Source organism: Pelosinus propionicus DSM 13327 (assembly GCF_900114615.1).
Taxonomy (GTDB): Bacteria; Bacillota; Negativicutes; order DSM-13327; family DSM-13327; genus Pelosinus; species Pelosinus propionicus.
Genome location: NZ_FOTS01000026.1, coordinates 1 through 19,050, shown reverse-complemented (window position 1 = coordinate 19,050; position 19,050 = coordinate 1). Strand labels below are relative to the sequence as shown.

Genomic DNA, 19,050 nt, shown 5'->3' with positions numbered 1-19,050 from the left:
GACTATTTCTTTGAAATGACTATCTTTTATGTTGATAAAAATCTTTTATTTTAGTATCTAATGCCCGGCTTATTTGTATTGCTTCCGTTGATACTGGTCCTTTACTTGCAACAATATGAATCAAATTTAGGCGCATCCGTTCTATTTCCTCTTGCAATTCTTTAAAATTTATACTAGAAATAACCAACACCTCCTATGCGATATACATTATCATCGAATAAAAGGATTTAAAATTCATTTGATTTATAGAAAAGAATTAAATATAAGAAAAGCGCCTCATAGGGCGCCTTCTCTTATATTTTTTAAAAAACCAAATCACTCTCTACTTGTTGCTCTTTAGAGCATTCTAACTTCTATACTTCCTTTTTATTTAGGTCTGAAGAGTCCAATAGTTCAAGTTCTTCAATAAGAGATACTTCAGGATTAATTTTAGTCCAAAGAAAAGTCCCAATTATAAGAATCCCGCTGGCAAGCACAAAAGGATATACCCAAGATCCCGTTCGCTGTACTATAAAACCAAAGATCAACGGAGTCATTGCTGATCCGATTGCACCGATAGAATTCATTGTTGCTGATACAGTACCTGCATAATCATGTCCAATATCAAGACAGGTTGCCCAGAATACTCCCACAGTCATCTCAAGGCCAAACAAGGCACAAGCGAGCAAAAATACGGAGAGATATTGAGAGTCTGTCATGGCCCCCGGAATCATACAAAAGGCTGCAATGAGAAAGCCAGCCATAGCCACACCACGACGAGCAATTTTACCATTCTTCGTATGTTTCCAAATCTTATCGGATAGCCAGCCCCCTAAGGTATCACCAATGGTACCAGCAAAAAGCGGCAAGCTTGCAAAGATCCCCATTGTCATAATAGCAAAACCGCGAGCGTCCACCAGGTAAGTGGGAAGCCAAGTTAAGAAAATCCAGAGTGTATAATTATAGCAAATATATGCTAAGCAAAGGCACCAAAGATTTTTGCTTTTAATAAGTGTGCGGAAGGGCAGTTTTTGAGCTACTTTTTTCTTAACTTGTCCTTGATAAATCAGATCAATTTCGGCCTGATTAATACCGCCCCATTTGGCCTGCAATTCTTCTGGTTTATTCCGATACCAAATGAACCAAATGATGGCCCAAGCCAGAGCAATTGCACCGCCGAAATAAAAGGCTGGCCGCCAGCCAAATTGGCTCATAATCCCTACCATAAGAATAGGAGTAATCGCCCCACCGAGACGAGAACAAGCATGAGTTAGACCTTGTACGAAACCGCGTTCCGTTGCAGGAATCCAGTGAGAAAAAGCCCGAGTAGCAGTAGGAAATGCACCTGATTCGCATATTCCAAATAAAAAGCGAATCACAATTAAAGACGTAAAACTCCAGGCTAAACCCGTCATAACGTCCACTGCCGCCCACAAAACGACAAGTACAGTTAAAACCTTATGGGGACCATATTTATCGCCTAGCATACCAACAGGAATTTGGAATATGGAATACGCCCAGGAAAAAGCGGCAAAGACGACTCCAAGCTCAACCTTACTAATATTAAATTCTTTCATGATGAGCGGGGCTGCTACTGAAATATTAACCCGATCTACATACGTTATAAAATAGAGTATACATACAATAAACAATACCCAATACCGAGTTTTAGTTGCCTTTTCCATTAGTATTTCTCCTTTATTGCATAGTCTGGAATGAAATTATTACTTATGGTCTTAAGACAACTTTAATGGCACTCTCGTCTTCTACTGCAGTTTCGAAAGCATCTTTTATATTATCCAACTTAAATTCATGAGTAATCAATGATTTGATGTCAATAATATTTTTAACTACTGGACGTAATGCCCAAGGGGTCCATACTTCACGCTGCTGACGAGTATGATGGACAAGACAGGTATTACGGAATTCCAATCCATCATCATGCCAACGACTAATGTTCAAGTTCACTGGTTTTGTCATCCAGCTATAGAAAACAAATATGCCATTATGCTTAATTAACTCTGATGCTGCATTAAAAGAAGACTCAACTCCAGCAGCTTCTACAACAACGTCTGCACCAATTCCATCTGTGAGGTCTTTTACATAATTAACAACATCTACATTTCTGCTATTAATGGTTACATCCGCTCCAAGTTTTTTAGCAATTGCTAATTTACCGTCTTCAACATCAGCCACAATCACTTGGGACGCCCCCTGTTTTTTGGCACACTGAGCAATAATTTGTCCAGCAAATCCACCGCCCATTACCACTACAGTATCACCAATATTCGTACCAGTTGTTAGGCCCGAGAACATTCCGCAGGCAATTGGTTCACCTAAACTTGCTAAATCCATATCCAATCCTTCAGGAACAATCTGTAATTCCCAAACCTTAGCTTTAAAGTATTCCGCAAAGTTATTATTCCAACCAAAACACATGACTTTATCGCCAGGCTTCACCTCACGTACCTTTGAGCCAATTTCCACTACAGTACCGCCGCTTTCATGGCCAAGATAGAAAGGAAATTTAGGATCTTGACGAAATTCTGCTGTTTTCGGAGGAAGCTGTCCGAGATAGAAATTCTTATCCGATCCGCAGATACCCATAAGATGATTTCGAACAATTACTTCATCCTCTCCCGCAACTAATTCCTTTTCAATTAATTCAATATCACGCTGTCCTTTTAATAAAGCTGCTTTAGTAATTACGCTCATCATTAACACTCCTATTTTTTATAAATTTAAAATGTTACGTAAATATGAAACCTGTAATTCTTCTTTTTTATCCTCACCTCACAATGTATTTGAGTCAACTTCACCTTTTACTTAGTGAACATTTACAGAAAACTGCTGTCGTTACAGTTAAAATGCAATAATTATGCCAATCTTTAATAAATTTAATAAATAATTATAAAAGGCAGGCTTTACGCCTGCCCGCAAGGATATAATTCCATATTACATTTTATACGAAACTGTCTTTCGCTGAACATTTTTTGTTCATTTTGTTTAAAACGTTTATCCTTTCAATTTGTTTTCATCAAGCTGTTTTAAACGTTTCCACAATGTGGTGCGGCTTATACCTAATTTAGCAGCTGCCTTACCATAATGATACTCACTCTCTTCTAAAGCCCGGTATAAGCATTCCTGGTCTAAATTGCCACTGCTTCTAATTTCATATTTCGATGCCCTTTCCCGATTGGGCAGTGCAGCTTCAACCTCTTTAAGGTCAACACAACTGTTTTTACTAAGCACTGCCAAACGCTCAGCAATGTTCTTTAATTCTCTTACGTTGCCTAACCAAGAATATTCGAGAAGTTTGGCTTTAGCCTCCTGATTTATTTCTTTGTACCCTTTTTTATTCTTTATGCAATACCGTTTATAGAAATGGTCCATCAATAGTATAATATCTTCTCCACGCTGTCGGAGAGCTGGAATGCTAAGTTGTAAAATATCAAGACGATAATATAGATCCTCACGAAATAACCCCTGCTTTACAAGATCATACAAATCTTTATTGGTAGCAGCTATTATGCGAACATCAACAGGAATTACTCGATCTCCACCCAAACGCATAATTTCACGTTCCTGCAGGACCCTTAACAATCGCCCCTGCATCTTTGGTGAAATCTCGGACACTTCATCCAAAAAAATAGTACCACGATGAGCAAGCTCAAATAATCCAAATTTCCCGCCACGCGAGGCTCCTGTAAAAGCTCCTTCTACATAGCCAAAAAGTTCACTTTCCAACAAATTTTCCGGTAATGCTGCACAATTTACAGCCACAAATGGTCCTTTACAACGATTACTTCCATTATGTATACTCTGCGCAAATACCTCTTTACCTGTTCCAGTTTCTCCTACAATAAGAACATTAGAGTTCACTAGACTAAATTCACGAGCAACGGATATCGTATCTTTTATTACTTTGCTGCTGCCCAAAATATCCTCGAATTTCAACTTAGCTACATGCCCGCGATTATGTATTTTTTCGCGAATTTTTCCTTCAAGTTCTTGAATAGCGCCAACCGGTTTAAATGTTGCAACAACCCCAACCGTTTCACCTGCAACAAGAATCGGTACTGTATTAATAACCATTTGCTGATTAGCAACTGTGTGTACTTCTCCTATTTCAGATTTTCCTGAAACTAAAACTTTACCTAAATCAAGCTCCGGCAGGACGTCTTCCACGTTTCTTCCAATAACCTTATTATGTAGACTGGTAATCGTAATTGCCGCCGTATTCATTAAATTAATTTTTCCTAGCGTATCTACAGCAATGATTCCTTCATCGGAATAATCTAATATTGCTCGGAATTGTTCTGTCCGCTCCTGTTCCTTGCGTCTTACGGTTGCTACGCGCTTGGCTTCTTGCAATGCAAAGTAGACCGCTTCTCTCCCGGATTCGATAAATAAGCTGTCCATCCCTATTCGCCGAGCTATATTGCTTGACATTACACCACCAATGACTGTCTGAATCCCATCTGTTTTCAATTTCGCTATACTTACTTCAGCATCGTCTTCATTGTTTACCTCGACGGTAACCAGTTCAATATCCATAATGTTTTCTATACTCTTTGCTCCGCAGATCATGTCGTAAGAGCCTACAATACCAATCTTCCGATCCTGAAAACGAACTAAGCATTCCTTAATCGAACGCAAGATATCATAACCGCTTACTAAAAGATCCACTACTGGCGTGTTGGGTAATTTCTTTTTCAGTGCGCTGGCAGTAACGCCTCTGGCAATCACAACATCAGATTTAATGTTTTGGCTTACAATTAACCGGACTCCTATATTGACAAGAATCTCATATTCCCATTCCTTATCATCTTGTTCCTGTATAATCATCTTGATAAATTCAGCAACACTTACATAAGGCACAACAATAAGAATCTTCATTCTATCACCTCTACAACATACTATTTTCACAAGACAGTTCCTTGCTATCTTCTCTTTGAAAATGCTGAATCCTGCAAATCTGTATTGTAGCATTTTTTCACAAATAGCAGGATACCAATGCATACGTTAATAAGCGGTAAAACACTTGATCAATTAACAGGACGTTTCAACGGTTTGCATCAATTCTATGGTAAGGAGGAGAATGGTATAAATAATAGAAATAAGCACTACAATGTATATAAATAAATTTTAAAATATAAGAATGGAGTGGTAATGTGAAAAAACGCTTATATTTGTTAGTTGTTACTTATATTCTTTTAGGAATCAGTTTGGATACGGCGAATATCGCATTCGCAGCTGACGCAGTTTTGAAAGAGAACGTTGAACAAAGCCGTGTTATTCCTTATCCTCCGGGCTATGACGTTACTAGTCAAGGTGCCTCTTCGTATAACGGCCTAGGTAATGTCATTGACTCTCCTTATTATAAATCGGTCGATTTCTTCAATATGAGATCCACCGATACATTAACCATTTTGCCGAAGTATCAAACATATCAGCAAACTACAGAAATTACTTGCGGCCCTGCAGCTGCGTTAACTGTACTGTATTATTCTGGGAATACAAATTGGGATGAACTTAAAATTGCTAAGATAATGAAAACAAAACCAGGAACGGGTACAGATACAAGAGGAATGTCTGCATTTTTTAAGAGCATTGGCTGGGATGTTAAATCCAGTCTAACTACTGCTCAGAAAGATGGCACTACATTTTCAGGCATTAATGAATTCAAAGAATTTATAATTTCAAACTTAAAAAACAATACCCCTATCATGGTCGAAAATATTGATTGGGGCGGACATTGGAGAGTGATTATCGGTTATGATACTATGGAAACGAAGACAATAGCTGATGATGTCCTCATATTGGCAGATCCTTATGACACGGGGGATCACCTGCAAGACGGATACGTTATTAACCCAGTAGAAAAATTTTATTATATGTGGTTTGATGCCCACATGCTGCCAAAAGGTCAAAAAACGCAACAATGGCTGACAGTGAAAGCACCTCACTAAAAAATAGAATGGAGGCGTTATTATGAATTTTTTAGAATTGGCAAAAGTAAGATATTCCGTTAGGAAATTTAGCCAGCAGCAGGTAGAACCCGGCAAACTAGATCTCATTCTAGAAGCTGGCCGCCTTGCGCCAACTGCAGCAAACGCGCAGCCACAACGTATACTTGTGCTTAACAGCGAAGCAAGTTTAAGTAAATTAAAAACCTGCACAACCTATCATTTCAATGCACCTTTAGTGCTGCTCATTGGCTATGACACTACTGTGAGCTGGAAAAGGCCCTACGACAACAACGACAGCGGCTATGTGGACGCCAGTATTGTCACAACTCACATGATGTTAGAAGCAGCCCATTTAGGGCTGGGAAGCACATGGGTTGGGCACTTTGATCCAGCCTTAATTCAAAATATCTTCTCCTTACCGTCTACTATCGTGCCTGTTGCCTTATTACCTATTGGCTATCCGGATAAAGCTTCATCACCCAATCCGAACCATGATAAGCGGTACGACAAAGAAAAAACTATATTCTATAATACATTTGCTATTAATGAATAAAAATTTACTTTAGGACAATAATAGGCCAGTGCTGCATAGCAAGCAGTACTGGCCTATTGTTTTTTTACTTTTAATGAATAGCTCTCTTTTTAAATGTCCCACCCATAACATCATGCACATCGTTAATCGTTATAAAAGCATCTTCATCAATTTCTGAAACGAGTGATTTAAATTTTGCCATCTCTAGTCTGGTAATCACAGTATAGAGAATATGTTTTTCGTCACCTTTATAGGCACCTTCACCGTGCAAAATCGTCACGCCCCTACCCAGCCGAGCCATGAGAGCTTCGGCAATGGAAGCCGAATGATCTGAAACAATGATAACAGCTTTTGATTCATCCAAACCTTCAATGACGATATCAATTACCTTCGAAGCAATAAAATATGTAACCAGAGAATACATGGCGCGGTCCCAGCCAAACACTAGTCCAGCCCCACTTAAAATAAACAGGTTGATGATCATGACAATCTCACCTACAGAAAAGCTGCTTTTCTTGTCCATTAATATCGCTACAATTTCTGATCCATCCAATGAACCGCCGTAACGCACAATGAGACCTACACCGATCCCTAGAATGATACCTCCAAAAATTGAGGCTAAAAATAAATCATCTGTAAAACCAGGAACAGGCAAGAACATTTTAGTGAAATAGGACAATACTATAATCGAAAATATCGTTGATAATGTAAAAGTTTTACCAATTTGCTTATATCCCAAATAAATGAACGGTATGTTAATGATAATCAGGAATACTCCCAACGGCAAACCAGTTAGATGACTGGCCATGATCGCAATACCAACTACACCACCATCAATAACATTATTGGGAACTAAAAAGATTTCTAGTCCCGCCGCATAGATAACAGAACCAATAAACAGTATAATATACCGCTGTATTTCTTTCCAGGCTCGTTGTTTAGATGTTTTTTTATTATGCATGTAAACCCCTCACTTTATATAGAGTAAGCTGCAGAAACGAAGATTATATTTTGGCATTTTCCATATTAATTATGAATTGACAAACATTTGGTCTTGTTAAATCGCAGCCTCACTAAGGCACTCAACTTGTATTCTGAAGTATGATTTCAAACCTCCCCTACTTGCAGCTTATTATGTACTTTTTATTTTGTTCATTAATTATAATTTCATCCTCATAAGGAAGGACAAGTGGCTACCTTGTATTTTTTTAATTTAAAGATTTTATATTACTTAAATAAACGGTGCCCCATTCACATACAACGTTTAAGACGGGTATAAAGCTTTGACCAATTTCAGTTAATGAGTATTCAACTTTAGGTGGTACTTCCTTATAGACCTCTCTATGAACGAGTCTATCCTGTTCTAATTCCCGTAATTGGTGGGTAAGTATTCCTTGGGAAATATCAGGCAGCAGCTTTTGCAGCTCATTAAACCGTTTCGTTCCCTGACTCAATTGCCATAGAATCAGAAGTTTCCATTTCCCAGTAATGAGATTTTGGACGGCCAGCACAGGGCAAGTTCCTTCTTGAAAATGAAATTTTGCCATAATTTTTTATCCTTCTCAATAGTATTATTTTTAGTAGTATATCATATAAATGTGCGTACTTGCAAAAATATTCATGTGAAGATACTATTAAGCTCAAAGAGTACCAAGCAAAATGGATAGGAGTGAAATTATCATGGAATTTTTTGAGGTCATACAAAAATGAAGATCTATTCGCAAGTATAAGACCGACCTAGTGAAAAAGGAGGATCTACTGAAAATATTAGATGCAGCAAACTGGGCCCCGTCGGCATTAAATTTACAACCCTGGGAGTTCTTAATCGTATCCGGCGATAAGAAAAATAAAATGGGAAAAAATTATGGGAGAATTGTCGACAAATATACAAAAGATTGGGATGAAGCCCCCGACAAAGCATTTATGCCACGCAATGAGTTTATTAACTTCGCTAACGTCTACGGAGATGCTCCGATTGTAATTGTAATTTTGACCGAAGCCAGCAGCGATCCGGTTTATCGAAAAGCATATTTGGAAAGCACCAGTGCAGCCATAGAAAACATGCTATTGGCAGCTGCCGCCTTAGGATTAGGTGGTTGCTGGATGACTGGTCCTTTGGGCGACGAAAAACATCTGCGGGATTTATTAGAAATTCCTGCAACTAGAGAAATTGTCGCCATTACCCCATTGGGTTACCCTGCAGTTATTCCTCAGCCCAGACCACGGCAAGATCCGGATTTGACCAAAAAAGTCAAATGGCTGGATTAGGTCGATTGAGTCGTCTGTGCATCTAATGTACTTAAGAACTTGCTGGGAGAACATCCAATGTATTTTTTGAATACTTGAATAAAATATTTATAGTCCTGAAACCCTACGGCTTTTGCTATTTCATATATCATCATTTTCTCTTGTTTCAAAAGTTCAACTGCCTGTAATACACGATAGCGGTTTAAGAAGTCATTAAACGTATAATTGGTTTCCGTTTTGAACTTAGCGTTTAAGTATGTACTTGAAAGCCCGTATTTCTTGCTTAGGTCATTGAGGGATATTTTCTGATTGTAACAGGTTTTAATTTGTTCTAACATTTTACCGACATATTTATTTTTAAAACCTTGCAGCAGTTGTCTGTCGAGTATTAAATCTGTAGGCTTATAATCCAGAGATTTTATATATTTTTTCAATTGCTGGCTGGCTTCAATCTTGCATGTCAGTTTCTCAATGGTCTGGTAGAGATGTCCAAAGTCAATTGGCTTTAGCAGGTATTCAGTGACATTCAAAGTGATCGCCTTTTTGGCGTACTCGAACTCACTGTAACCTGAAATGATGATGGCCTCATATCCATAAAGAGCTATACTTTCTTCAAGCATCTGTATTCCACTTTTAAACGGCATTTTCACATCCGTAATCACAATGTCGGGGCGGATTTCCTTGATCTTTTCAAGCCCCTCTTCCCCGTCAGATGCTTCAGCTGCTACAACGCAGTTGACCTTCAGCCAATCCACCATAAAAATTAGTCCCTTACGGATTGTATCCTCGTCTTCCACTATCAGAATCTTATACATCATCATCCTCCAACACAATCGGCATCGTCAGGGTTACTCTTAGACCTTTACCCTGTAAGCTTTCAAGGTTTAGCCCATAATCCTTACCATACAGCAATTGTGCTGTCCGATGAACATTGTACAAGCCAATACGTTTGGGCATGGCATTTTCATTATTAAGTAATGCCCGCAGCGCAGTAAGTGCTTCTTCGCTGATACCAGGTCCGTCATCTTCGATGCAAAGTGCAAGCCGCTGATCTAAAGCCCGCCCAGTAATCTGTACCCTTAGTTTTCTGGTATTCTCTAAACCGTGCACTATGCTATTTTCTACAATTGGCTGAATAAACAATTTAGGTACTTTATATTGCAAAAGAGCTTCCTCAATCTCAATATTGTATTCCAATCGCTGATTGTATCTCATTTTCTGCAATAAAAGATAGTCTTTAACATAACTAATATCCGTTTTTAAGGAAACATGAGTACTGCCATAGTTGATGCTATAGCGCATAAGGTTAGCAAATGATACTACCATCTGAGATGCCTGGTTAGGATCGATTGCAATTACATAGCGCAGCGTTTCCATGACATTAAACATAAAATGAGGATTAAACTGCCCTTTAAGGTGTTTTACTTCCATCCATCTTTTGCGTTCAGCAAGTTCATCATTGTTTTTGATCAGCTGCTGAACTTTAATCATCATGTTATTGAATTCATCATATAGCGTTTGGAATTCATCAAAGGTTTTTGACTTAATTCGGTAATGGATATTGCCTGTTCGACACTCGCTCACGGCATAAAGCAATTCATCAATGGAACGCAAATTTTTAGTAGTTACCTTATCTGCTAACACCCGCACAAGCATAATTAAAAAACAGCTCATCCCAGACAAAAATATCACACCAAATTCAATTAGCTGCTGCTGTTTGGCAATCGAAGTCATTGTGATGATTTTTATTTTGCCCTCTGGCAGTATACCATTCGTGACATAATAGGGCTTTTGGTCGATTATCGCTGAAGTCAGGTCTTCCTGTTCCGACTTATATTTTCCCATCGAATCGATAATTAAACTATTCGTAGAGAATATAACATTATTAAACCGATCGGTGATTAGAATTATATCGGCATCCCTGTTGCGCATAAATGAACTAAGACTGTCCTCTTGCAGACCGAAGATCAGATAACCTAAAATCTGTCCGCTATCTGATACTATAGCTCTTGCAAACATCAGATCGGATTTTTGTCCATTATCATAGGGAATTCCAATCGCTCCGCTATAGGTAGCACCAGGATCACTATTTAAACGAGTAAATACATCTCTCACAATACCATTTGCTAAAAATAGCATCTGATTTGTTTTATAAAGATTAGTAGAGACAATACTACTCTCACCTCTTAACAATACAAAGTTCGATTTAATTTGCTGACTCAGACAAAACTGATACAACTCGCGGTTAACTTCGTTGAGATTTTCACCCTTCAAAAGCGCTTTTTTGAATTGATCACTTTGTGAAAAACGTTCAATGTTATTTTGATAGCTGATATACTGCTCGCTGACAAATCTGCCTACCAGTTGGTTACAGTCTTCATTGGCTTTTGTGACAAACAGTCGAAAATTAAGCATGATAAATATAATGAATAAAATAAACATTAACAAGATCAGCGCTACTGTATATCGAATGAACAGGCGTTTCATATAGCTCTTAAATGTCTCGGCTTTTCTCATACTCTTCTCGCCTCTTTTTCACTTTTATGATGCATCAACCGACTAAGGCTGTTACAGTATCATTATAAAACAGGGTTCCAACGTATTGGAACCCTGTTTTATAATGTCTATCAAATACTGATGTCCCGCTTACCGGTAAGTTTGAAAAACAACAGCAGCGACACAATCGAGGTAATCGTAAGTATGGTAGAATAGGCCGATGCATTTCCGTAATTGCCGCGTATAACCTCTGTATATATGGAAACGGTAAGGGTCTGAGTACTGTTGGTGTAAAGAATAATGGAAGAACTTAGTTCACTAATGACCGTTACCCAGCTCATAATTGCCCCGGCTAAAACTCCTGGCATCATCATGGGGACAGTAACCTTTGTATAGGATTTCATTTCGGTAGCCCCTAAAGATATGGCGGCTTCTTCCATACTGGGGCTGATCTGCCCAATAATCGCTGTACTGGATCGAATGGTATAGGGCATCCTGCGTATGGCAAAGGATATAATCATAATCAACGCAGTGCCGCTTAAAAGAAGCGGTGGATTGTTAAAGGCGAATAAAAAAGAAATTCCAAGAACGGAACCGGGAATAATATAAGGAAACATCGTAATCATATCTAATGCACTGTTTAACGGACTCTGTTTGCGTACAGTAAGATACGAAATCAGAATCCCCAGCACTACGATTATGGTAATGGATACGAGACCAAGCATGTAGGTATTCCAAATAACATCATTATCCTTGGAAAACAAAGTTGCCTGATAGCTTTGCAGTGCAAAGCCGCCAGTGAATACCTGACCGCCGTTGCTCTTTAAAAACGAAGTATAAATAACCACTACTTGAGGCAAAACCGCTAATCCTACCACTAAATAGATAAATGCATGAGACAGCATATTTTTCACACCAGTAATTTTCTGAGCTGTCATAGGCTTAAGTGCCGTCATAGAATAGGTATTACGATTGGCAAGAAAGCGCTGGGCTAAGAATATCAGTATGGTCATCATAATTACAATGACGCATAACGCAGCGGCAAAACCATCATCTCCGCCAACTTCACTCATAAACTGAGTGTAAATCAGCACAGGGATCGTTTTAAACCCTTCTCCAATTAGCATTGGCGTACCAAAATCGGCAAATACGCGCATGAAGATTAATAACGAACTAGCCAGCAGCGTAGGCATAACCAGCGGTACAATAATCTTCGTGATTCGCTCAAAACCAGTGCATCCCAAACTTTCTGCCGCTTCATTAAGAGAATTATCTAGGTTTTTCAATGCACCCGATACATACATGTACACCAGCGGGAATGATTGCAGAGTAAACACTAGTACAATGCCTGCAAAACCGTAAATACCGTCAAATTGGATACCAAAGATAGTATTGACCCAGTTGGTTACTACACCATTACGTCCCAGCAGTTGAATCCAAGCATAGGCACCGATAAAAGGTGGAGACAAATAAGAAATCACAATGAGAATATCCAAAAATCCGCTTCCCCTAATCTTTACACTTCTCATCACATACGCCATAGGAAGTCCAATAGCAGCCGCAAGCAAAGTCGCGCAAGCAGTAACTTGCAAGCTGTTGATTAGCGTACTCCAGTAAAACTTTCTGGTGAAAAATTTAGTTAAATAACTCATTGTAAAATTTCCTGATTGAGGATCGATCACACTTTTACATAAGACCAAAATCAGTGGATATATAATAAATAAAGCAAAAATTGCTAGAATCACCAGACTAAACGATGACCAAATGGTAAAACGCTTTTCACCAGCATAGTTCATTCTTTTCCACCTCTGATTAACGTTGTTTTGTTTTCATAGTGGAACACATTGATTTTTTGTGGATTAACGGCAAGAATAATAGTGGTCCCGTCAGGGATGATATCCTGTTCATCTCGGTCTTGGATGACCTGAATATCCTGACCATTCTCAAGCTGAACAAAATAGTGAGTCGTCAATCCAAGAAATACACTGCTTTTTATCGTCGCTTTCAAACCTTCGCCAGCTGAACGAATATGAAACTCTTCCGGTCTTACTGAAACCAAGATTTTCTGTCCATTTTTCACGGTATCTTTTATATTTTCCATGAACACGCAATATCCATGATCAAACACAATAGAAGCATTGCAGCCTTGATTTTTACTAATTTCAGCATCAATCAGATTAGAAAGACCAATAAAAGTAGATACAAAGGTATTCACCGGCCGCTGGTAAATATTTTTGGGGCTGTCAATTTGCTGAATGACACCATTATGCATAATCGCAATTCGATCTGAAATGGCGAGTGCCTCCTCTTGATCGTGAGTAACATACACTGTGGTGATATTAATCTGCCGTTGAATGCTCTTGATTGCATTGCGCATTTCTACTCGCAGCTTTGCATCAAGATTGGAAAGGGGCTCATCCATTAATAAGACCTCAGGGTGGATAACAATTGCTCTTGCTAAGGCCACACGCTGCTGTTGACCTCCTGAAAGCTTTATGGGCATTCTATCTTTGAGATGGTCAATTTTAACAATTTTTAAAATTTCATCAACCTGCTTGTCAATATCATTTTCAGGAACTTTCCGCATTCTCAGTCCAAAAGCAACATTTTCTTTGACCGACATATGTGGAAAGATCGCATAGTTTTGAAATACCATGCCCATGTTACGATTGTTAGTAGGAATATCATTAACAACACGTCCATCAACTTTAATCTTGCCACCCTCGATTGAATTAAAACCAATGATCATGCGCAACAATGTAGTTTTTCCACAGCCTGAGGGTCCCAGCAAGGTGAAAAATTCCCCTGGCTTCACATGAAGCGAAAGCCCGTTTATGATCGTATCATTGCCATACTTTTTGACTACTTCTTCTATATCGATTGAAACGCTCATCTTTAATCCCTCCGACTTTTATAATTTATGCATAATCTCGATTTATAGAAAAAAGGCCTATGCGCAGTATAATTGCTAAGTCGCAAGGCCCTTTCTTATTCATTCTTCATCACTGCAAAAAAAATGATTTATTTCATAGATTTCTCAAGACGTTCATTGAATTTTGCAGTGATTGTATTCTTATTATCTGATACCCAAGCCTCATCATAATTCTTAAACAATTTAATGGAAGCCGTTGGTGTCATATAATCTGCAAGTTTGATATCTTTACGCAAAGGACGAACAGTAAGCTCTTTACCAACCTGTTCCTGAATTTTTTGAGAAAGCATAAAATCTACAAATTTCTTTGCATTTTCAGGGTGTTTACATCCCTTTATGATTTGAACGGATTCTCCAGGGAAAATCGCACCTTCACTTGGAAATACCACCTTCACCGGTGCGCCATTTTTCACATAATTGGCTGCGGGATCTTCCCAGGTTAAACCCACAGTATACTCACCATCAGCAACACCCTTATGTACTGCACCGGAACTATTGAGCATCTTACCATTCAGATTTGCAATAAATTTATCAACAAAAGCCCAAGCTTCATCTGACATCGGATCACCATCTTTGCCATTGGCATACAGCATAGCCATGAGCGATTGGAAAGAAGAACTTGAACTGGCAGGATCACCAAATGCAATTTTTCCTTTAAGCGCAGGGTTAATAAGATCCGCAAAACTATCAACTTTGATATCACCAGTCAAATTTGTATTCACAATAATGACTGTAGGATCGGCGAAAGCAGCTGAAAAATAACCGGACTTATTCTTAAAAGCATCACCCATGTTTGCATCTTCAGGAGAAACATACTGCATAAACAACTCTTTGGAAGAATTTAGCATGGTTTGGTCGGCTGCCCACAAAATATCGCCCAACGGATTATTCTTTTCTGACGCAACCCGCTTTTGCAATGCTCCAGTCCCCGCAACAATCATCTCTACCTTGATACCTGTTTCTTTTTCAAATTTCGGAATGACAAGATTGTTTAAACTCTCACTGCGGGCAGTGTAGACTGTAAGTACCTTTTCCTCTTGTCCTGCAGCTGTTTTTGGTTTCTCTGAGGTGCCAGAGCCGCAGCCTGCTAATAGTAAAGATAATGACGTGACCACAGCTACCATTGCTATTGCCCTTTTACAAACCTTCATACCATTCCCTCCTCGACTATAAATAAGTTAGAATATTCTTTACCTTTATTCTATCATTCTGATCCTAGTTGTCTATCCGACAAAAGAAAACAAACATCTAAAATACACAACTAAAATGCAAAGCATACGATTAAATTGTTTGGGACAAGAATGTCTTTCTGTTTCCTGGTCAAAAGAAAAAAGGCTTGGCATAATTGCCAAACCTGCAAATTTATATTACCTTGTAGTCCAATACAACCAAAACACTCTTATGACATTACTGCCTGATCCCAAAACCATTGCTGTTGTGTAATATCCACGACTTTTACTTCATCCTTTTTCACTTCAGCAGAAGATTCTTCCTCTGTTTTATCAAATATTCCCTGATCTAGAACATTGATCGAACTAGCCACGCTATCCCTCCTAATCGTATGTTGGCTGCTTAGCATATGAATAGTGCTTGCCTTGATCTTATTGTATTCCTCTTGCAAAAAGAAGTGAAATACGGATTCGGCATATACCGCATTTAGATTCGGAATAAGTAGCTTAAAAACAGCCAGCTTAGAATAGAATTAGCGCAATGTCACATGTATACATTATTAAACATTAATTTGATGTCTCTATTTTACGATGGAGCCGCCGTATCCCAAAACCATTGATTCCTTGTAATATCAGGTTTTTTATCCTCGGAGTTGATCTGTTCTCTTACAAACTCCAGCCACGCTTTTGTAGCATGAGAAACATATCGCTCCTTTTTCCATACCACTCCCAATTGTAAGTAGATTGGCGGATCAGCTAATGGAACTGAGACCAGTGCAGCAGTGTCCAAATGCTGGCAGACAGTACTTGGCAATAAAGCTATGCCGAAATGATCTGCCACCAGCTGGGTCATGAGCTCAAGCTGCATTGTCTCAAAAATGACATTAGGGCGAAAACCGGCTTGCATACATCGATCGATAATGAGATCATTTAAACTAAAATCATTACTATACAGCACAAAAGATTCATTTACCAGATTTGCATAATCAATGATTTCACATTGGGCAAAAGGATGTTCTGGATGAACGACGAGCCGCAATGGATCTTGAATACTGCAAATCATTTCATAGAGTTCTTGATCACTAGGGGGAATACATATTATACCTACGTCTAGTATCCCATCAAGAATGCCTGTTTCAATTTTCTTTGATCCAAACTCAAATAGCTGCATATTAATATTCGGATAGGCCCTTTTAAAAGGACCAAATAAACGGGCGAATGAGGTCAGACCCGTAATTGGCGGAATACCAATTCGGATCTTTCCTGATCTTAAATTAAATCCTCCAACTAAATTAGCGCTTATATTTTGAAATGATGAAACAATATTCTCTGCTTGTTCCAAAATTATTTCACCTGCATCAGTCAATTCAACATACTTTGTTGTACGATAAAATAGTACAACTCCAAAATGCCCCTCAATTTCTTTAATTATCTTACTAATCGACGGCTGAGAAATATGCATTTGGTCAGCAGCCTTACTAAAACTCTTTTGCCGTGCTACCTCTATGAAATATTCTAGATGTCGTATCTCCATATTGACCTCCTTTACACAAAGGTTCTAACCTTATATCGCAACACTAAGCAAACTCTTTTCAAAGCAATTATAATCTCAATTTCATCATATGGCAACTTATAGAATATAGAATCGTCATCATAAATAAAAGGGCTAACTTACCACGATTTGCAGTAAGCAGCCCTATGCTCTATTATAAACAGCGCCCATATTAAAATCTATTATTAAATTATTTAATTGAAAAAACGATCAAGACAGCAACAAGTGCACAGAACATCCCCGGAGCAGTACGTTTGGCTATCTCCATCGGATTTACGCCAGCGATTGTTGCACATACTATCGCACCACCAGCAACAGGAGACATCGTACGCCCTAGAGCACCAGATATAGTAGCTAGAGAACCCATATCTGTAATTTTAAAACCAAATTGCGCAGCATGAGGAGTTACTGCACCATTAAAAGCAAGTGCAGCCGCATCACCTGATCCACTCAATACTGCGAGAAAAAAGGGACCGATGGATGCGGCATATCTTGCTACATCCTGTGATTCTTTCATCTTTTCGATGAGTGCACCAGTGAGTCCAATGATATCCATTCCTTGTGTGAATACAGCTGCTGCAATAATAATCCCCATTATTTGTCCGTAGGAATCACCCATTCCCTTAAAAAAGCTTTTCGATATCTCTTGGGCATTACCTAAGGTTACGACAAATCCAAGCATCGCCCCTATAATCATAGCTTGAGGAACAGTAACTTCAGAGATCAGATCAACCATTTTACTCCCTAGTACCAATAAGATAAGAGGAATAATCGGCACTAGAGCTTTTATAACGTTAATCTGAAAAAATTCCGCATTACTAAACATTTCAGTAGACCGCTCAGCACTAGCGCCTTCTTTTTGCAAATGGGAAACAATTGTAAGCATCGTTGCTGCAACAGCAAGTGAGATAAGTGCAGGTATTGTATGACCAGCGATTACTGTCATCACATCAACATTGGCCAATTTTGCAACAAATGGATTATGTGCAAGACCTGGACTCATAACACTCCCAATGGTACCAGACATGACACAGGCAGCGGCCATCGCAGGGTGTACCCCAGATCCGATCAATGTAGGTATCAGTACAGCACCAACAGCAGCGGCGCATCCTGCGGTACTGGGCAAGGCAACATTAATCACCCATGTTATAATGACCGCCCCTGGTATTAATATAAAATCAGCTTTTTTTAGTAAACTTGTTAATAAGTTTACTAAATGACTATCACAGCCAGTTAATTTCATTACATAAGAAAAGCCCATCACAGTACAGATTGTTGTTACAAGTCCTCCGCTAACCATTGTTTTAGCAAAAGCATCAATAGCTACTAAAGGCTTGCCGACGGCTAAAGCCATTGCTACGCCAGCTATAAATAGAACCAGCCTCGTTTCATAACGTTTGATGATAGCAAGAAATGTTAAAACTACAATTAAAATGCCAATCCAAATCATGAATGATACCTCCTATTTTTCTTATCAATCTTATTCATTTAGACGACTTGATTTGTTGTAGATTAGCGTACTGCTTTTGCACTGATTTATTTAACTGGACAACTTAGGATTCTAAACAGCAATCTTCTCGTGGTGAGACACACAAGTGAAATCAAATAGATAATTAAAATAATATTATTATGAATTTTCAGTTTTATTCCATCTATTATTACTCATTGTTATTCCAAAGAATCTACAAGTCTTTCTAGTTCATGCCCTCATCTTAAATATGTATTACCTCTATAAAAGTGAAATGCATCATCGTACAGAAAATATTCAAATTTCCTTAATTTAATATCATGCAAGAATCTTTAGATTAGCAACTGCTGCAAAAAGGGGCTGTCGCACTAGCCCTAAAAAACAAAAATGGCAACCGGCAGTAGCCGGGAGCCATTTTTTTGTGTAAAATCAAGTTTGTTGGAACATGAAAATACAAGCAAATTATATAACAGACACAAATATATATCAACTAGTCTTGCCGATGGACATCGGCGAGATGATCCCAGAAGATGACTCGGTACGGTTACTCAGCGCAGTGTTAGAAAGGCTGGATTATAGCAAACTGTACACTACGTACTCCCGAATGGGGAGAATCGAGAGATCACCGAAGCGTCTATTTAAAATTCTTGTCTATGGGTACATGAACGGCATCTATTCAAGCCGCAAGCTGGAACAGTCTTGT

18 protein-coding genes are annotated in these 19,050 nt (G+C 38.7%); 4 read left to right on the top strand and 14 right to left on the bottom strand.

Going from position 1 to position 19,050, the window contains the following annotated elements; genetic code table 11:
* Positions 1-19 precede the first annotated feature (19 nt).
* The 4 genes from BMZ99_RS14430 to BMZ99_RS14415 form a co-directional block, all read right to left on the bottom strand.
* On the bottom strand, positions 20-190 hold the full coding sequence (locus BMZ99_RS14430; RefSeq protein ID WP_245754984.1) for an aspartyl-phosphate phosphatase Spo0E family protein: 171 nt from the start codon (positions 188-190) through the stop codon (positions 20-22).
* Between the two features lie 163 nt (positions 191-353).
* A complete protein-coding gene (locus BMZ99_RS14425; RefSeq protein WP_090938594.1) occupies positions 354-1,664 on the bottom strand; it encodes an MFS transporter in 1,311 nt (436 codons plus the stop codon).
* Positions 1,665-1,707: 43 nt separating this feature from the next.
* Positions 1,708-2,697, bottom strand: a complete 990-nt coding sequence (locus BMZ99_RS14420; protein WP_245754983.1) for a zinc-dependent alcohol dehydrogenase — start codon at positions 2,695-2,697, stop codon at positions 1,708-1,710.
* Positions 2,698-2,994: 297 nt separating this feature from the next.
* Positions 2,995-4,878, bottom strand: a complete 1,884-nt coding sequence (locus BMZ99_RS14415; protein WP_090938585.1) for a sigma 54-interacting transcriptional regulator — start codon at positions 4,876-4,878, stop codon at positions 2,995-2,997.
* Positions 4,879-5,153: 275 nt separating this feature from the next.
* Here BMZ99_RS14415 and BMZ99_RS14410 point away from each other — a divergent pair, with 275 nt between their 5' ends.
* Positions 5,154-5,951 (top strand): C39 family peptidase, encoded by a 798-nt coding sequence (locus tag BMZ99_RS14410; RefSeq protein WP_090938579.1) that lies wholly within the window; start codon positions 5,154-5,156, stop codon positions 5,949-5,951.
* 22 nt (positions 5,952-5,973) lie between these two features.
* Positions 5,974-6,504: a nitroreductase family protein gene (locus BMZ99_RS14405; RefSeq protein WP_090938576.1), complete on the top strand. Its 531-nt coding sequence runs from the start codon at positions 5,974-5,976 to the stop codon at positions 6,502-6,504.
* Between the two features lie 70 nt (positions 6,505-6,574).
* On the opposite strand, the gene BMZ99_RS14400 is transcribed toward BMZ99_RS14405, so the two are convergent.
* Both BMZ99_RS14400 and BMZ99_RS14395 read right to left on the bottom strand, forming a co-directional pair.
* Entirely contained in the window at positions 6,575-7,444 is an 870-nt protein-coding gene (locus BMZ99_RS14400) for a YitT family protein (RefSeq protein WP_090938575.1), read from the bottom strand.
* Between the two features lie 247 nt (positions 7,445-7,691).
* On the bottom strand, positions 7,692-8,030 hold the full coding sequence (locus BMZ99_RS14395) for a winged helix-turn-helix transcriptional regulator (protein WP_090938572.1): 339 nt from the start codon (positions 8,028-8,030) through the stop codon (positions 7,692-7,694).
* Positions 8,031-8,199: 169 nt separating this feature from the next.
* Between BMZ99_RS14395 and BMZ99_RS14390 the strand changes: the two genes are divergently transcribed.
* Positions 8,200-8,751 (top strand): nitroreductase family protein, encoded by a 552-nt coding sequence (locus BMZ99_RS14390; RefSeq protein WP_281246812.1) that lies wholly within the window; start codon positions 8,200-8,202, stop codon positions 8,749-8,751.
* On the opposite strand, the gene BMZ99_RS14385 is transcribed toward BMZ99_RS14390, so the two are convergent.
* The 8 genes from BMZ99_RS14385 to dcuC all read right to left on the bottom strand — a co-directional run bounded on the left by BMZ99_RS14385 (position 8,748) and on the right by dcuC (position 18,329).
* The gene (locus tag BMZ99_RS14385) at positions 8,748-9,527 is read right to left on the bottom strand and encodes a response regulator transcription factor (RefSeq protein ID WP_245754981.1); all 780 of its coding nucleotides are present in this window, start codon (positions 9,525-9,527) and stop codon (positions 8,748-8,750) included. The two genes, BMZ99_RS14390 and BMZ99_RS14385, sit on opposite strands and share 4 nt — an antisense overlap.
* 10 nt (positions 9,528-9,537) lie before the next feature.
* Entirely contained in the window at positions 9,538-11,247 is a 1,710-nt protein-coding gene (locus BMZ99_RS14380; RefSeq protein ID WP_090938564.1) for a sensor histidine kinase, read from the bottom strand.
* Positions 11,248-11,357: 110 nt separating this feature from the next.
* Entirely contained in the window at positions 11,358-13,022 is a 1,665-nt protein-coding gene (locus tag BMZ99_RS14375) for an ABC transporter permease (RefSeq protein WP_090938561.1), read from the bottom strand.
* Positions 13,019-14,119: an ABC transporter ATP-binding protein gene (locus BMZ99_RS14370; protein ID WP_090938559.1), complete on the bottom strand. Its 1,101-nt coding sequence runs from the start codon at positions 14,117-14,119 to the stop codon at positions 13,019-13,021. The genes BMZ99_RS14375 and BMZ99_RS14370 overlap by 4 nt, the downstream gene beginning before the upstream one ends.
* A gap of 128 nt (positions 14,120-14,247) precedes the next feature.
* Complete coding sequence (locus BMZ99_RS14365; protein ID WP_090938555.1) at positions 14,248-15,309, bottom strand: extracellular solute-binding protein; 1,062 nt, start codon at positions 15,307-15,309, stop codon at positions 14,248-14,250.
* 248 nt (positions 15,310-15,557) lie between these two features.
* Positions 15,558-15,701: a hypothetical protein gene (locus BMZ99_RS26360; RefSeq protein ID WP_175490559.1), complete on the bottom strand. Its 144-nt coding sequence runs from the start codon at positions 15,699-15,701 to the stop codon at positions 15,558-15,560.
* Positions 15,702-15,913: 212 nt separating this feature from the next.
* Entirely contained in the window at positions 15,914-16,861 is a 948-nt protein-coding gene (locus BMZ99_RS14360) for a LysR family transcriptional regulator (RefSeq protein WP_090938552.1), read from the bottom strand.
* A 208-nt stretch (positions 16,862-17,069) separates the two neighbouring features.
* On the bottom strand, positions 17,070-18,329 hold the full coding sequence (gene dcuC, locus BMZ99_RS14355) for a C4-dicarboxylate transporter DcuC (RefSeq protein ID WP_090938549.1): 1,260 nt from the start codon (positions 18,327-18,329) through the stop codon (positions 17,070-17,072).
* A gap of 463 nt (positions 18,330-18,792) precedes the next feature.
* On the opposite strand from dcuC, the gene BMZ99_RS14350 reads away from it, so the two are divergent.
* Positions 18,793-19,050: transposase (locus BMZ99_RS14350; RefSeq protein ID WP_217645090.1), on the top strand; the 258-nt coding region annotated here is incomplete at its 3' end.

What these genes read in the sequence shown, in the direction of transcription:
- BMZ99_RS14425 (WP_090938594.1), bottom strand. Translation starts at nt 1,664, where the DNA reads ATGGAAAAGGCAACTAAAACTCGGTATTGGGTATTGTTTATTGTATGT.
- BMZ99_RS14420 (WP_245754983.1), bottom strand. Translation starts at nt 2,697, where the DNA reads ATGATGAGCGTAATTACTAAAGCAGCTTTATTAAAAGGACAGCGTGAT.
- BMZ99_RS14415 (WP_090938585.1), bottom strand. Translation starts at nt 4,878, where the DNA reads ATGAAGATTCTTATTGTTGTGCCTTATGTAAGTGTTGCTGAATTTATC.
- BMZ99_RS14405 (WP_090938576.1), top strand. Translation starts at nt 5,974, where the DNA reads ATGAATTTTTTAGAATTGGCAAAAGTAAGATATTCCGTTAGGAAATTT.
- BMZ99_RS14400 (WP_090938575.1), bottom strand. Translation starts at nt 7,444, where the DNA reads ATGCATAATAAAAAAACATCTAAACAACGAGCCTGGAAAGAAATACAG.
- BMZ99_RS14395 (WP_090938572.1), bottom strand. Translation starts at nt 8,030, where the DNA reads ATGGCAAAATTTCATTTTCAAGAAGGAACTTGCCCTGTGCTGGCCGTC.
- BMZ99_RS14380 (WP_090938564.1), bottom strand. Translation starts at nt 11,247, where the DNA reads ATGAGAAAAGCCGAGACATTTAAGAGCTATATGAAACGCCTGTTCATT.
- BMZ99_RS14375 (WP_090938561.1), bottom strand. Translation starts at nt 13,022, where the DNA reads ATGAACTATGCTGGTGAAAAGCGTTTTACCATTTGGTCATCGTTTAGT.
- BMZ99_RS14370 (WP_090938559.1), bottom strand. Translation starts at nt 14,119, where the DNA reads ATGAGCGTTTCAATCGATATAGAAGAAGTAGTCAAAAAGTATGGCAAT.
- BMZ99_RS14365 (WP_090938555.1), bottom strand. Translation starts at nt 15,309, where the DNA reads ATGAAGGTTTGTAAAAGGGCAATAGCAATGGTAGCTGTGGTCACGTCA.
- BMZ99_RS14360 (WP_090938552.1), bottom strand. Translation starts at nt 16,861, where the DNA reads ATGGAGATACGACATCTAGAATATTTCATAGAGGTAGCACGGCAAAAG.
- dcuC (WP_090938549.1), bottom strand. Translation starts at nt 18,329, where the DNA reads ATGATTTGGATTGGCATTTTAATTGTAGTTTTAACATTTCTTGCTATC.